Origin of the sequence: Listeria grandensis FSL F6-0971 (assembly GCF_000525835.1) — a bacterium.
GTDB lineage: Bacteria > Bacillota > Bacilli > Lactobacillales > Listeriaceae > Listeria_A > Listeria_A grandensis.
In genome coordinates this window covers 1-16060 of record NZ_AODD01000005.1, presented here as the reverse complement: position 1 = coordinate 16060, position 16060 = coordinate 1, and the positions used below count along the sequence as shown (strand labels likewise).

Below are 16060 nucleotides of genomic sequence, written 5' to 3'. Positions count from 1 at the left end.
CACGCCTTTCATTCGAACACTCCAAACAAAAAGACTCCAGAGTTTTCGCTCTGAAGCCCTGATTTACTACTTATTTCGCTACTTATTCAGCATCTACTTGGTTATACACTTTGATCATATCTGTGTTACCAGATTGAGCCGCATTATAAAGTTGCGCTGCATAGATTTTGAATGCGTTAGATGATTCTGTTGCGCCTGTAACTACTGCAACGTCTGCAGGATTTTGTTTGCTTACTAGAGCTGAGTTAAGCGCAGGAATGTATTCTTGTGGGCCTGTGCCAGTTTTTGATTTCATATTTTTCTCGTAGTCAGCGTCGTCTGTTTTCTTCTTGCCATCTTTGTCTACGTAGTTGTAATCAGATGTTGTGATCTTGCCATCTTTTACTTCCATATTGAATACTGCACGGTAGTTGTGCGCGTAATTTTGTTCTTCTAATGAATATTTACCGTCTTCTAATTTCGCACCATTGTTGATTTCAATTGTCGCTGTGTCTGCACGTTGCGCCGCTTGGATCAATTGGTTAGAGTAGTTGACAAACGTGTCCGATGAATGTGTTGCACCAGTTACAACCTGTACGTCTGCTGCTGCTTGTTTAGCAACTAGAGAATCATTCAAAGCTGGGATGTATTCTTGTGGACCCGTACCAGTTTTTGCTTTCATGTTTTTCTCATAGTCTGCGTCATCTGTTTTTAGTTTGCCATCTTTATTTTTGTAGTTGTAATCAGATTTCGTGATTTTGTTGCCATCAACGGTGATTGTCATGAAACCTTTCCAACCTTTATCGTCGTAGTTCTTTTCTTGTAATTTGTAAGTGCCATCTGTCATTGTGCCATCTGTTTTGGCATCCGCTGTCTTCGTATCCGACTGCTTGCTATCACTAGACTTGCTGTCGCTACTATTGTCATTCCCACATGCTACTAACAACATACTTGAGGCCATTACAGCCGTCAGGGCCATTACCAACTTTTTCTTCTTCATAAAATTGCTCCCACCTTTTAAAATATTACTTGTGATGACATGAACAATGGAATTGACACGAAACCAACAAGCTCACCTTAATTCCACTTAAATATAACATTATTGTCTCAATTTGTCTACACTCAGCGTGTGGGAATAAAAAACCGGAAATTTTCAGAAAGCGATTTCTTTCTTGGCTAGCAATCCTTTTATTGAAATCTCACCACTCAAATGACGTTTATTGTCATGCAAGCACTTTACATGACAAGTATACGTTTGTTTCTTATTTTTTGAGGGTAAAGACCCTAGACAGCCTTTGTTCTATCTGTTAAACTGAGTTAGGTTATTACTATAATGTTTTAGAACGCAGGACTTATAATTTTTGTGAATATACTTACAAGGAGTTGAGAAAGCATATGCCTGAAAAGAATATTGTTTTAATAGGGGCGGGATATGCAGGTGTACATGCGGCTAAGAAATTAGCGAAAAAGTACAAGAGAGACGAATCAGTAACCATCACGTTGATTGATAGACATTCCTATCATACAATGATGACTGAGTTGCACGAAGTAGCTGGGGGACGTGTTGAACCAACGGCAATACAGTACGATTTGCGTCATTTGTTTAATCGCACGAAAGTGAAATTAGTGACGGACAACGTAACGCACGTTGATCACGAAACCAAGACGGTAACGACGGAGAATGGTAGCTATCCATTTGATTACCTCGTTCTCGGTATGGGTGGTGAGCCTAATGACTTCGGAACACCTGGTGTTGGTGAACATGGATTCACGCTTTGGTCTTGGGAAAACGCGGTTAAGTTGCGCGAACATATCGAAACGGTGGTTCATGATGCTTCCGAGGAACAAGATGTAGCGAAGCGCAAAGCCATGCTTACTTTTGCTGTTTGTGGTTCTGGTTTTACTGGAATCGAAATGGTTGGGGAATTGCTTGACTGGAAAACGCGTCTTGCGAAAGATAACAAAGTCGACGTTTCTGAAATCGAATTAATTGTTGTCGAAGCCGCACCAACGATTCTGAACATGCTAGATCGTAAAGATGCTCAAAAAGCGGAAGACTTCATGTTGAAAAAAGGGATCAAGATTATGAAAGATGCTGCTATCGTTGAAGTTAAAGCGGAGAGCATTGTCTTGAAATCCGGCGACGAAATTCCGACACATACATTGATTTGGACTGCTGGTGTCCGTGCGAATTCTGATACGAAAGATTACGGTATGGAAACTGCGCGTGCTGGTCGTTTGAAAGTCAATGAATATATGGAAGCTGAGAAATTCGAAAACACATACGTTATCGGTGACTTGGCTTATTACGAAGAGGAAGAAGGCAAACCAACTCCTCAAATCGTCGAAGCTGCTGAGCAAACTGGTATGACTGCTGCGAAAAGCATCATTTCTGAAATCAGCGGTACCCAAAAAGAAGCATACAACGGTAAGTATCACGGTGTCATGGTTTCCATCGGTTCGAAATACGGTGTCGCTAACCTAGGTGGATTACGCTTGCACGGTTGGTTCGCGATTTTCATGAAACATATGGTTAACCTTTACTACTTCTTCGGAATCCGTAGTGGTTATTACATGGCACAATACGTTTCCCATGAATTTTTCCATATTAGAGATAACCGGAATATCTTCCGCGGCTGGACTTCTCGTTACGGTAACGTCCTTTGGACATTGCCGCTTCGTATTTATGTCGGTTGGTTCTGGGTTGACGAGGCTCTTTCTAAGATTTACGGTGAAACGACGTGGAATAAAGTTAGCCTAACGAACTTAAAACCGTTATTCCAAGGACTCGGACCTGATTCATGGTTAACTGCGACAACTTCAAAAATGCCATTTGATTGGTTGCAAACTGCGGCGACATCTGGTGCATCACAAGCGGCCGGCGATGCTGCTGGTGACGCGGCAACAAACGTAACAACACCAATTCTCAGCCATATGCCTGGTTGGTTTGAATGGATTATGAAATTAATTATGCCAAATCTTGATGTAGCCCTTTTCATGCAAAAAGTAGTTCCGTTTGTAGAGCTTGCAATCGGCCTTGCGCTTGTTGTTGGTCTATTCACTTGGTTAGCTAGTATCGGAAGCGCTGGATTCCTAGTTATGTTCACACTGTGCGCTATGCTTGGTTGGGACAAATTCTGGGCGCTACCTGCTTCGATTGCTTTACTAAATGGTGCTGGACGTACATTTGGTTTAGATTATTGGGCTATGCCTTGGTTACAAAAACACCTTGGCCGCTGGTGGTACGGTAAAGAAAGTTCCATCTACCGCGACAAGTAATTTTATACAATTGAGACTCATTAGCGAAAGGCAGCCCAAAACTGCCTTTCGCTATAAATTTTTGAGCTAGTGTATTACAATGAAGATAAAGTTAGTTAGAGGGGGAAAAGAAACGTGAAGGAATACTTACATATGGTGAAGCGTTGGGACGTCATTATTGTTGTGCTCCTGACCGTGCTTTCTTTTTTGCCTCTAGCTATTTTTACATACGCAAAAGCACAAGAACCCAAACCCGCGCCCGGTTCAGAGTCGAAATTGGTCGCGGTGATTAAAGTCGATGGCAACGAGTATAAGCGTGTTGATTTGACGGGGCATACAGGCACCGATACGTTTAAAGTGACGACGGATGATGGCGATTATAACGAAATCGAAGTGAAAGGCGAACGGATTCGGATTAGCGCAGCTGATTGTAATGACCAAGTCTGCGTCCGTGTTGGCGCGATCGGGAAACTCGGTGAGACGATTGTTTGTTTACCACACAAGGTCGTGATTGAAGTTCAGTCTACAACTGGCGAAACAGAGCCTGATGATGGGATTGTTATTCCGTCATAGCATGATTTTTGGAAAATAGGAGGTGTGTATATGACGAAGAATAAGCGTTTAGTTTATATTGCTTTACTAGCGGCTCAGGCAGTTGTCATTAGTTTGTTGGAGCGCGCGATTCCCTTTCCATTTGCCTTCGCGCCTGGTGCTAAGCTCGGTTTGGCGAATATTATTACGTGTATTTCCTTGTACACACTATCCACGAAAGACGCTTTTATGATTGTTTGCATCCGGCTTGTCTTGGCAACATTACTCGGCGGAACGATTTCAACGTTTATGTACAGTGCGGCCGGAGCGATTTTGAGTTTTGGTGGTATGTGGCTCGTGAAAAAACTGGGGCCTAAGCGTGTCAGCATAATCGGCGTCAGCACAACTGGCGGAATTCTACATAATGTCGGCCAACTCGTGATTGCAAGTTGGATCGCTGGTAGTTGGAATGTCATGCTATACTTGCCTATCCTCTCGTTTATCGGTATACTATCAGGGATTGCGGTCGGAATCGCGGCCAATTATTTAATTAAAAATGTACAGACGCTACGTGCTTTTAATAAAACAAACGAACCTATTCAAAACTAAGCGAAATGAGGATGAATTATGCAACTTCACCCGATGTGGGACGCCTATCCAAATCTGCAAACCGATTTGAAAGATGTACTCACAACTATCGAAAAAAGTATCCAAATTAGGGATAAGCAAGTCGAGCAAAACGTAAAGGCGTTGATTCACGCTGGCGGAAAACTGTTGCGTCCAGCATACGCTTTACTCGCAGCACAAGTCGGGCCAGATTACGATCGCGACCGAGCTATCGCTGTTGCAGGTGCCTTGGAAGTTCTACATATGGCGACGCTTATTCACGATGACGTCGTCGATGATGCCCCAACAAGACGTGGTATTCCAACCATTCATTCCAAATATGGTCGCAATTATGCCGTCTACACTGGTGACTATCTTTTTTGCATTTGTTTCAAAATCCTATCAAGTCATGCTAACTCTATTGAGAATATCGAGTTTAACAGCAAAAATATCGAGAAGATCTTGATGGGAGAACTGGATCAGATGCGGATGCGGTATGACATCAACGTAACGGTGCGCCAATATTTATCACGAATCTCTGGTAAAACTGCGCAACTCTTTGCATTAAGTACCTTTTCAGGCGTATCCCAAAGTAAAGCAAACCGTTCTCAAGTCCGCAACGCTTGGAATATCGGACATTATCTGGGGATGGCTTTCCAAATTATCGATGATGTACTGGATTACACGAGCTCCAATGATGGTCTTGGAAAACCAGTTTTAAATGACGTCAAACAAGGCGTCTACACTCTCCCGCTCATCTATGCGATGCAAAAACGCCAATCTGAATTCCGACCACTACTCGAAAAAGAACTCGACATGTCAGATGCCGATCTCGAAAACCTGCTTGACTTAATAACAAAATATAAAGGTGTAGAACAAGCATTCACGCTCGCTGATAAGTACACCAAAAAAGCTCTACGCGAAATCAAGAAGCTCCCCGCTGGTACTTATCGCGATCAAATGTACGAACTGACTTCCTCTATTTTAAAAAGAGACATCTAATCCTAACTGGGTTACGTGTCTCTTTTTCTAGATTAAATACCCAAAAAAATCCGAGCCCCTAAAAAAGGAGTTCGGATTTTTAAATTGAAATTATTTAGAGATAGTCGCTACTACTCCAGCGCCTACAGTACGTCCACCCTCACGGATAGAGAATTTAGTACCTTCTTCAATCGCAACTGGTGCGATTAGCTCAACAGAAACCTCAACGTTATCGCCAGGCATAACCATTTCAGTACCTTCTGGAAGTGTAACAATACCTGTTACATCAGTAGTACGGAAATAGAATTGTGGACGGTAGTTGTTGAAGAATGGCGTGTGACGTCCACCTTCTTCTTTTGATAAAACATAAGTTTCAGCTTTAAAAGAAGTATGTGGAGTGATCGAACCTGGCTTAGCTAATACTTGGCCACGTTGGATATCTTCACGAGCTACACCACGTAAAAGTGCGCCAATGTTGTCGCCTGCTTCAGCGTAATCAAGTAACTTACGGAACATTTCTACTCCAGTTACAACGATTTTCTTAGTGTCTTCAACAAGACCGATAACTTCAACTTCGTCACCGACTTTAACTTGTCCACGTTCAACACGTCCTGTAGCAACAGTTCCACGACCAGTGATTGAGAATACATCCTCAACTGGCATCATGAATGGTTTGTCAGTGTCACGAGTTGGAGTTGGGATATAGCTATCCACAGCGTCCATAAGTTCGTTAACTTTTTCTTCCCATTCTGGCTCACCTTGAAGAGCTTTAAGAGCAGAACCTTTAATTACTGGAATGTCATCGCCAGGGAATTCGTATTCCGTTAATAGATCACGGATTTCCATTTCAACTAATTCTAGTAATTCTTCGTCATCTACCATGTCACATTTGTTCATGAAGACAACAAGGTAAGGAACACCAACTTGACGTGAAAGCAAGATGTGCTCACGAGTTTGTGGCATTGGACCATCAGCAGCAGATACTACTAAGATACCACCATCCATTTGCGCAGCACCAGTGATCATGTTTTTAACATAATCGGCATGTCCTGGGCAATCTACATGTGCGTAGTGACGGTTTTCAGTTTCATACTCAACGTGAGCAGTAGAGATTGTGATACCACGTTCTCTTTCTTCTGGAGCACCATCGATTTGGTCGTATGCAGAAGCTTCTGCAAAACCTTTTTTTAGATAGTACAGTAGTGATTGCAGCTGTTAAAGTAGTTTTACCATGATCGACGTGTCCGATAGTACCAACGTTAACATGGGGTTTTGAGCGGTCAAATTTTTCTTTAGCCATTTTAATATTTCCTCCTTAATGTTTTAAAAAAATTATTGATAACACGCGGAATATGAATCTGCGCGAATCTCGTTACTTGTAGTTATACAGGATTTAGAGCAGAATTGCAATTAATCCTCTTTATTATTGCCGCCATTGGCTTTGATAATCTCTTCACCAACGGATTTTGGAACTTCTTCATAGTGGTCAAACTGCATAGTGTAAACTCCGCGACCTTGCGTACTTGAACGCAGGTACGTAGCGTAACCAAACATGTTTGCAAGTGGAACGAAGGCACGAACAACTTGAGCGTTACCGCGTGCTTCCATACCATCTACGCGACCACGACGAGATGTGATGTTACCCATAATGTCTCCAAGGTAATCCTCAGGTACAATTACTTCAACATTCATCATTGGTTCCAAGATGACAGGACTACATTTCTTAGCCGCGTTACGAAGAGCCATAGAAGCAGCCACTTTAAAGGCCATTTCATTGGAATCGACATCATGGTAAGATCCGTCATATAATTTCGCTTTAATATCGATTAGCGGGTATCCTGCAAGTACACCATTTCCTAGTGCGCCTTCAAGACCTGCTTGAACTGCTGGGATGTATTCACGTGGAACAACACCACCAACGATAGCGTTCTCGAACTCAAAGCCTTTTCCTTCTTCGTTAGGACCAAATTCGATCCAAACGTGACCATATTGTCCACGACCACCGGATTGACGAACGAATTTACCTTCGACTTGGGCAGATTGGCGGAATGTTTCACGGTAAGAAACCTGTGGATCACCCACGTTAGCTTCTACCTTGAACTCACGACGCATACGGTCTACAAGGATGTCTAAGTGAAGCTCACCCATACCAGAGATGATTGTTTGACCAGTTTCTTGGTCCGTCTCTGTACGGAATGTTGGATCTTCTTCTGCAAGTTTTGCAAGAGCTTGACCCATTTTATCTTGATCGGCTTTTGATTTAGGCTCAATAGCAACCGAGATAACTGGTTCTGGGAATTCCATGGACTCCAAGATGATTTGTTGCTTTTCATCACATAGCGTGTCCCCAGTAGTTGTGTCTTTCAAACCAACAGCAGCAGCGATATCGCCACAGTAAACGATCGAAATCTCTTCACGGTGATTCGCGTGCATTTGAAGGATACGTCCAACACGTTCACGTTTACCTTTAGAGGAGTTTTGAACGTAAGAACCTGAGTTCAGAGTACCTGAGTAAACGCGGAAGAAAGTAAGACGACCAACGTAAGGGTCAGTCATAACTTTAAACGCAAGAGAAGAGAATGGTTCGTTATCATCAGGATGACGTTCCGCTTCTTCTTCTGTATCTGGTAAAATACCTTTAATAGCAGCAACATCAGTTGGCGCTGGAAGGTAATCTAGTACGGCATCAAGCATCGGTTGAACACCTTTGTTTTTGAATGCTGTACCACATACAACAGGGTAGAATTCAACAGCTAGCGTTCCTTTACGGATTGCCGCTTTCAATTCTTCTTTTGTAGGCTCTTCACCTTCAAGGTATTTCATCATTAGATCTTCATCTAAATCAGCAACAGCCTCAACAAGTTTGCCGCGATATTCGTCAGCAAGCTCTTTTAAATCAGCTGGGATTTCACGAATTTCAGGGTCATTTCCTACATCATCAAGATAATACAAAGCGTTCATCTCAACTAAGTCAATAATGCCTTCAAAAGTATCTTCCGCACCGATTGGTAATTGGATTGGGTGTGCGTTTGCATCCAGACGGTCATGTAATGTACCTACTGAATACAAGAAGTCAGCACCGATTTTATCCATTTTGTTAACAAATACTACACGAGGAACCCCGTAAGTAGTTGCTTGGCGCCAAACTGTTTCGGTTTGTGGCTCAACACCTGATTGTGCATCTAGAACGGCAACAGCACCATCTAATACACGAAGGGAACGTTCAACTTCAACAGTGAAATCTACGTGTCCTGGTGTATCGATAATGTTTACGCGGTGACCTTTCCATTGCGCAGTTGTCGCAGCAGATGTGATCGTGATACCACGTTCTTGTTCTTGTTCCATCCAGTCCATTTGGGATGCACCTTCATGTGTTTCACCAATTTTATGAATACGCCCTGTATAGAAAAGGATACGCTCTGTAGTAGTGGTTTTACCAGCATCAATATGAGCCATAATACCAATATTACGCGTCTTTTCTAAGGAGAACTCTCTAGCCATGGGTATTTCTCCTTCCATTATTACGATTTAGTTAGGCGACAATTGTCGACCTAGTCGTGCGGATAAGATAGATCTTACCAGCGATAGTGAGCGAATGCTCTGTTTGCATCTGCCATTTTATGCGTATCTTCACGTTTCTTAACGGAAGCTCCGGCATTGTTAGATGCATCAAGAATTTCGTGTGCAAGACGTTCTACCATAGTTTTCTCTCCACGTAGACGTGAATAGTTAACTAACCAACGTAGACCTAGCGTTGTACGACGATCAGCACGAACTTCAATCGGAACTTGATAGTTAGCACCACCAACACGGCGAGCTTTTACTTCAAGAACTGGCATGATGTTTTTGATTGCTTCGTCAAATACTTCCATAGGGTCTTTTCCACTTTCTTGCGCGATGATATCAAAAGCAGAATAAATGATAGTTTGCGCTTTTCCGCGTTTACCATCAATCATAAGTTTATTGATTAGACGAGTTACCAATTTCGAATTGTACATCGGATCTGGTAATACGTCACGTTTAGCAACAGGACCTTTACGAGGCATTGGATATCCTCCTTTCAAAGAGTAAGATTTTTTTGTTCGGTGCGCTGACAAACACTCATTTTCGTCGTTAAAATCTCCGCTCCGATGCTCACGTACACCAGTACGCTCCGCTTCCGTGCTCGACTTTGCCTAGAAACTAAGCATTTGTCAACACACTAAGTTTGGCGATAAGTCACGATAATGAATATTTTTCAGCATTTCGTTTAGTTTATTTTTTAGGTTTTTTCGTTCCGTATTTAGAACGGCTTTGTCCTCTATTTTCAACACCAGCTGTATCTAGAGCACCACGTACGATATGATAACGTACCCCCGGTAAATCTTTAACACGTCCACCACGAATAAGTACAACACTATGTTCTTGTAGGTTATGTCCGATACCTGGGATATAAGCAGTTACTTCAAGTCCGTTAGTCAAACGTACACGAGCGTACTTACGAAGCGCCGAGTTAGGTTTCTTCGGAGTCATTGTACCAACACGAGTACATACACCACGTTTCTGTGGAGATGATACGTCAGTTAATGATCTTCTGAAAGTATTTAGGCCTTTGTTAAGTGCTGGAGAATCTGATTTCTTAGTTTTAGATTGACGCGGTTTGCGAACTAATTGATTAATTGTAGGCATTTTTTGGTTTCCTCCTTCCGATTTTTCTAGAGCCACACATCCAGGTGGTTCATTTTTTCTTTAAAATAAAATTGCTGATAGGATAATCCTAACAACAGCTTCTATTTTCTATACCTCGCCACGACGGAAGAGGCACCTTGGATATAGTACCATTCTTATTAGTGGATTGTCAAGCGTTTTGGTTGGGTTTGTTATTATAGAAAAGAATAGCTAAAACAGTCGTTTGGATACGGCCATTGTAACTATTCTTCAATCTTTCTTACTTATCGACGTAAGGCTAGCCGGTAAGAGATATTTCTGCCAAACGGATAGATTGGAACGCCCTTCACGCTAGGAGCTAACAAGTAGGCTGTTGCGCCTTGATAGAATGGTGCGATAACAGCTCCTAGCAGCACAATCATCGAAATAAGCATCCTTTTTTCATGTCATTTCCTCTCTTTTGCTAACGTAATGTAGCTCTCTTTTTCAAATGTATGGGTGGTGCATTGTAGATTTGCTTGATGCTACCGCGTTCGGCGCTTTTCACGAATTCTTGGAACATACGTTGCATCCCGATATCATTTTCAGCGATTAGTTCTGGGTGCCACTGGACGCCAATAACGAATGGGACGCCAGGCTTTTCAATGGCTTCCACAACGCCGTCTGGGGCAGTTGCAGTGATTTTTAAGCCAGCACCCAATATATCGACAGCTTGATGATGGAATGAATTGACTTGCGCTGTGCTTCCAAGAATGCTGTAAAGTTGGGAATTTTTTTCAATCTGGATTCTATGCGTCGCTCTTGTCGCTTGGTCTTGTTGCATATGCTCTAAATTCGCATTTCTGACGTAACTAGTGTCTTGATGAAGCGTTCCTCCAAATGCGATGTTCAGTAGCTGAGCCCCGCGGCAAATTGCCAGTACTGGCTTCTTTTGCGCCAGTGTTTCTTTTAAAAGGGCCAGTTCGAATATATCACGAGCAATCGAGGTGACGCCGAGTTTCGCTTGAGGTAACGCGCCGTAAAGAGCTGGCGAAACATCCTGACCGCCGGATAAAATAAGCCCATCCATCTGATTCACAAAAGTCGCCGCAAGTCCCGTATCTGTAACCGGAATAACAAATGGTGCTGCTCCGCTTTTCGCAATAACCGATACGTAATCTCCACCAACATAAGTTCCATTGCGGGAAATCGTATTTGGGACTTGTTCTGCCAGTTCCGCTGCCGAAATACCAATAATTGCAGTCATCCGCTTCGCCTCCTTTTTAATTCGCATCTATTTACTCGGAATTAATATTTTACTCATTATACCCCGCTTAAAAAGGAAAGTAAAGTAATTACACAAAAAAAGCCTGAAAAGTCACATAGACCTCTCAAGCTTCTCTGCTTATTTATAGAACGACTCCATCACTGGTTTCATCTTATCAATCACAAGTCCACTACCACCGCGGCCATTCACGCCTTCAATCATGGCCAAAACGAGGTAATCTGGTTTATCGCTGTCAAACGCTAACAAGAAACCATTTTCAAGACCGCTTTCGCCTTGTTTTTGTTTCAGTTCCGCAGTCCCTGTTTTCGCAGCGATGTTGTGCCCTGCGATTTGGAGTTTATGCGCGGTTCCTTCTGATTTGGAAACCGCTTGAACGAGCGCTGATTTGACAGTATTCGCTGTCCCTGCACTCATCGAATCTTTTGCTGCCTTCGTCTCCTGCGTTTCCGTCAATTTCGGATAGACCATCTTACCGTTGTTCGCGAACGGTGTATAGGCAACGGCTTGTTGGATTGGTGACATCAATAGTTCACCTTGTCCATAGGCCGTGTCCGCAAGCAGAATATCTGATTTAATACCGTCGTTGGAAATTTGCGCTGATTCCATGTTGAACGGTAAATCAAATTCTTCACCAAAATCAAATTTCTTCAGGCCATCTTGGAATTTGGTCGTCCCCATCGCTAGTCCTTCTTGTGCAAAGTAAATATTATCCGAGTTCACAAGTGCATCGACCATATTTACTTTCGGAATATCATGGACGCGCGTCACAAAATACTTGCCCCATGATTTATCTTTTTGCCACTGTAAACCAGAGATTTCACGGACTTTATCTGGTTTTGTCGTACCATTTTCAAGGCCAACTGCCGCCGTGATTGTTTTAAAAGTAGAACCTGGTGCATAGCGTGTCGCATAGCGAGCTAAGAAAGGAAGTTTTTTATCATCGGTGTACTTCTTATAATCTTCGCTTGAAATGCCTGCTACCATCTGGTTTGTATCGTAGGACGGTGAGCTGACTAGCGCCGCTAAATTACCGTTTGTAGGGTTGATAATCGTCGCAGAACCAACCTCACCTTTTAGCGCATTGAACGTGTCCTGCTGGATCTTGCTATCAATAGTGAGCTTGATTGTATCGCCATCTTTTTTCTTGTTTTGTTGTAGAACGGTTTCCTCTTTCGTATCGTCGTTCACAATCAAGATACGACCGCCGTTCACGCCGCGCAACGCCTTGTCATAATAGCGTTCCAAACCTGCTTTTCCGATCAAATCACCGGAGTTTAGCAATTTATTCTTCCCGATGTCTTCTGCACTAACTTCGCCAACGTAGCCGATCAAATGTGCTGCCGCTTGGCTGAGCGGATAATAGCGCGTTTCAATCGTCGCATAGGTAACACCAGCCATCTGAACCGGCGAGCCTGTCGTCAATACCTTAATTGGCACAAACGTATCCGGATGCACCCAGTTTTGCGAAAGCTTCTTCTCGAGATCAGCGACAGGAATATCGAACTGCTTGCTGATTGCCTCCAGATTCTTCTTCTTCGCTTCGCCTTCACCAAGATCATTCGGAACGATCCCCGCCTCACTCACGTTCTTATTAATCGCGAGACCTTTGCCGTTCAGATCCTGAATCTGACCACGTTTCGCTTCATCTGTCGTCAAGCGAACCTTATCCGATTTCACCATCCCTGGAAAAATTAAGTTCGGTTTCCAGTCCACTTTCCAATCATCATCTTCACTTGAGATAGTCGCCTTATATTTCTGCTTATCCATCTTACCAAGCGTCGTCGTCATTTCTAGGCTATACGCCAATTTATAATTCTTCTTGGCATCGTCATATGTCACTTTCAAGTCAGAAACCTTGATGTCACGCGCATCGATTCCTGTATAAACCGTTTTATATTTCGCTTCCATTTCCTTAGCCGTAAAACCACTATCCTTCAGTGATTTTTTCGTCACATCGTCCGATAGCTTCGTGAAATTCTGCTTTTTAACATTCGTTGTGAAATTCTCTGCAACCTCGTTGGCCATTTTTTCATTTTTAGCGCTACTGTTCATGAAATAATAGGTTGCACCTCCGCCAACTGCAAGGACTAAAACAACAATGAGGCTGATCCAAATCCATTTCTTGTTACTCTTCTTTTGTCTGCGCACTTTGTTCCCTCCATTTTCTAAAAATCACGTTTTGATTGCTTCTTTATTATAGCAAAGGAATGCTTAACTAGCATTAATCTTTACCAATTCTTTATCATCTGCAAACTGCTTCGTAAAATCGCGTTTTAGCTCCAATAAATAACGTAAATCACCCAAAAATTGAAAAAGTAACGCACGACCCTCAAATTCTTCCCGTGTTTTTGGCAACTCGCTTTGGCGAAAGTCTGCAAGCATCTCGTTCACATCCGCAATCAAATCTTCGGCCGGATTTCGCTCCGAAAGCGATAACGCGGTCTTCTCCACCAAGCCCGCCATTTTACCTGCATGCTCCGTCAAGATACTAATTTGGCGCACCGACAAGTTCATTTGCCTGATGACCCGTAACTGCACCGTACGCATATCGATATACTTTATGTAATAACGCGAATCCGCAAACAACTGATTATCAAAATGGCGCTTCGACTGCGCATTAGCCTCCGTCAAATACTCACTAACTGCTTAATCAACTTCTTCTCATCTAAGTAAACCGGCTCCCGCTTCAAATCCTGCGCAAAACAAAAGAAAATCTGACGCATTACGGATTCAATTTTTTGGCGCTGCTGTTTTAGTTCTGTATCCATTTTTGGCATATATAGGTTTAGTAAAATGCCAATTCCGGCACCAACTGCCATGAGTAGCATCTCGTTCGTAAACCAAAATAAAGTGAGCGACTGCTCCACCAAAATGTGCGTCACAAGCACCGAGCTAACCACAATCCCGTCCGTTACTTTCAATCTAGCCGCAATCGGGATAAAGACGAGTAAATAAAACCCGAATGCAATCGCGTTAAATCCGAGTAACATGAAGAAAATCGCGGATATCGTAAGCGCAATAACCGTCGAATATACTCGTTGTATCGCGAGTTGTATCGAGCCTTTTTTCGTATTTTGAATGCTTAAGACAGTTATCAAACCTGCTGAAACGGCGTATTCTAAGCCCCACCATTCGGCAATTAATATTGCGAGCGTCGCGCCCACAGCTGTTTTCACTGTACGCAATCCAATTTTCAAAGCCTTTCACCTCTTTTTTCGTATCCTTCTTTATTTTACACCATTCATTACAATTAAAAAAGCCACCTGCGAAAAATTGATTCGGAGGTGACTCTTCATGTTTTTAATCGAGCTTCGCGTGCCAGGCCTTCGAAGTTTTCACCCCCTTCGCAAAAATCAAAAGCGGATTTTTACTGCGGCGGCTCCAAGTTCTTTCAGTCCTGACGGGCGCGTTCAGCATCTACTTTCTATCGAGCTTCGCGCGCCAAACCTTCGGAATTTTCACACCCTCCGCAAAAGTCAAAAGCGGACTTTTACGGAGGGTGCTACAAATTCTTTCAGGTCTGAACGGGCGCGCTTAGCATCTAATTAGATATGCGTCGTTTCTTCCACATCGGCTACTTCTTGTTCTTTGCCTAGCACAGAAGATTTCAGCTTGCGATAATGGTGAATACCAGTACCGGCCGGAATCAGCTTACCTAAGATAACATTTTCTTTCAAGCCGAGCAATTCGTCGGTTTTACCTTTGATTGCTGCATCTGTAAGAACACGTGTTGTTTCTTGGAATGATGCGGCGGACAGGAAGGAATCTGTTTCAAGGGATGCTTTTGTAATACCTAGCAATACTGGGCGTCCAGTCGCTGGTTGTTTGCCGGCAAGTAATGCGTCACGGTTTGACTCGGTAAATGTATGCACGTCCATTAATGTTCCTGGCAAGATGTTTGTATCACCAGTGTCCATTACGCGGATTTTACGCAACATTTGACGAACCATAACCTCAACGTGTTTATCGCCGATTTCAACCCCTTGCATCCGGTAAACTTTTTGTACCTCAGCAAGTAGATATTCTTGTACGGAAAGGACGTCACGAACGCGGATCAATGCTTTCGGATCGATCGAACCTTCTGTCAGTGCCTCTCCACGATCAACAATGTCTCCGATTTTGACGCGAAGGCGAGCAGTATATGGAATACTGTAGCTACGACGGTCTTCATCTTTACCTTGTATCACGATTTCTTGTTGACGGTCACGCGCTTCTTCAATAGAAACAACTTCCCCTTCAACTTCGGTAATAATCGCTTGACCCTTAGGATTACGGGCTTCAAAAATCTCTTGAATACGTGGAAGACCTTGCGTGATATCGTCTCCGGCTACCCCACCTGTATGGAACGTACGCATTGTAAGCTGTGTACCTGGTTCCCCGATAGATTGCGCGGCGATAATGCCAACGGCTTCTCCGACTTCGACTTCTGTTCCTGTTGCCAAGTTTTTACCGTAACATTTCTTACATACACCATGTTTCGTGTTACATGTAAACGCAGAACGGATCGTTACTTGTTCGATACCTGCTTCAACGACACGACGGGATTTCTCTTCCGTAATCAGGTCATTTTCAGCAACGATAACTTCGCCTGTTTCTGGGTGTCTGATCGATTTACGAGCATAGCGACCTTCCAAACGTTCTTCCAGTGCTTCGATGATTTCAGTACCTTCACGGATAGCTTGGATTTCAAGTCCACGGTCGGTGCCACAATCGTATTCACGAATGATAACATCTTGCGCCACGTCAACCAAACGACGAGTAAGGTAACCTGAATCGGCAGTTTTTAAGGGC

11 protein-coding genes and 3 pseudogenes are annotated in these 16060 nt (G+C 43.2%); 4 read left to right on the top strand and 10 right to left on the bottom strand.

Translation table 11 applies throughout. The features are described from left to right. Positions 1-82: 82 nt before the first annotated feature. Positions 83-979 (bottom strand): extracellular electron transfer flavoprotein PplA, encoded by an 897-nt coding sequence (gene pplA / locus PGRAN_RS04385; protein WP_036065491.1) that lies wholly within the window; start codon positions 977-979, stop codon positions 83-85. 395 nt (positions 980-1374) lie between these two features. Between pplA and PGRAN_RS04380 the strand changes: the two genes are divergently transcribed. The 4 genes from PGRAN_RS04380 to PGRAN_RS04365 all read left to right on the top strand — a co-directional run bounded on the left by PGRAN_RS04380 (position 1375) and on the right by PGRAN_RS04365 (position 5376). Next, positions 1375-3258: an FAD-dependent oxidoreductase gene (locus tag PGRAN_RS04380; RefSeq protein ID WP_036065489.1), complete on the top strand. Its 1884-nt coding sequence runs from the start codon at positions 1375-1377 to the stop codon at positions 3256-3258. A 114-nt stretch (positions 3259-3372) separates the two neighbouring features. Continuing rightward, on the top strand, positions 3373-3810 hold the full coding sequence (locus PGRAN_RS04375) for a NusG domain II-containing protein (protein WP_036065487.1): 438 nt from the start codon (positions 3373-3375) through the stop codon (positions 3808-3810). 30 nt (positions 3811-3840) lie between these two features. After that, the gene (eetB, locus tag PGRAN_RS04370) at positions 3841-4377 is read left to right on the top strand and encodes a flavinylation system FAD exporter subunit EetB (protein WP_036065484.1); all 537 of its coding nucleotides are present in this window, start codon (positions 3841-3843) and stop codon (positions 4375-4377) included. A gap of 18 nt (positions 4378-4395) precedes the next feature. After that, complete coding sequence (locus tag PGRAN_RS04365) at positions 4396-5376, top strand: polyprenyl synthetase family protein (protein WP_036065482.1); 981 nt, start codon at positions 4396-4398, stop codon at positions 5374-5376. Between the two features lie 90 nt (positions 5377-5466). Here PGRAN_RS04365 and tuf read toward each other — a convergent pair. From tuf to PGRAN_RS04320, 9 genes and pseudogenes are all read right to left on the bottom strand, one after another. Then, positions 5467-6655: pseudogene (gene tuf / locus PGRAN_RS04360) on the bottom strand (elongation factor Tu). 110 nt (positions 6656-6765) lie between these two features. Further along, entirely contained in the window at positions 6766-8856 is a 2091-nt protein-coding gene (gene fusA, locus PGRAN_RS04355) for an elongation factor G (protein WP_036065480.1), read from the bottom strand. Positions 8857-8930: 74 nt separating this feature from the next. After that, positions 8931-9401: a 30S ribosomal protein S7 gene (gene rpsG, locus PGRAN_RS04350; protein WP_036065477.1), complete on the bottom strand. Its 471-nt coding sequence runs from the start codon at positions 9399-9401 to the stop codon at positions 8931-8933. A 208-nt stretch (positions 9402-9609) separates the two neighbouring features. Continuing rightward, on the bottom strand, positions 9610-10023 hold the full coding sequence (gene rpsL / locus PGRAN_RS04345; protein ID WP_036060238.1) for a 30S ribosomal protein S12: 414 nt from the start codon (positions 10021-10023) through the stop codon (positions 9610-9612). Between the two features lie 263 nt (positions 10024-10286). Continuing rightward, positions 10287-10424 carry a hypothetical protein gene (locus PGRAN_RS16725; RefSeq protein ID WP_159101109.1) on the bottom strand — a complete coding sequence of 46 codons (138 nt, stop codon included), beginning with the start codon at positions 10422-10424 and terminating at the stop codon, positions 10287-10289. A 41-nt stretch (positions 10425-10465) separates the two neighbouring features. Then, positions 10466-11248 (bottom strand): gamma-glutamyl-gamma-aminobutyrate hydrolase family protein, encoded by a 783-nt coding sequence (locus PGRAN_RS04340; RefSeq protein ID WP_051998415.1) that lies wholly within the window; start codon positions 11246-11248, stop codon positions 10466-10468. A 138-nt stretch (positions 11249-11386) separates the two neighbouring features. Next, complete coding sequence (pbp4, locus tag PGRAN_RS04335; protein WP_036065475.1) at positions 11387-13417, bottom strand: penicillin-binding protein PBP4(5); 2031 nt, start codon at positions 13415-13417, stop codon at positions 11387-11389. Between the two features lie 63 nt (positions 13418-13480). Beyond that, positions 13481-14466: pseudogene (locus PGRAN_RS04330) on the bottom strand (aromatic acid exporter family protein). Between the two features lie 348 nt (positions 14467-14814). Then, positions 14815-16060, bottom strand: a pseudogene (locus PGRAN_RS04320) (DNA-directed RNA polymerase subunit beta'); the annotation flags it as partial.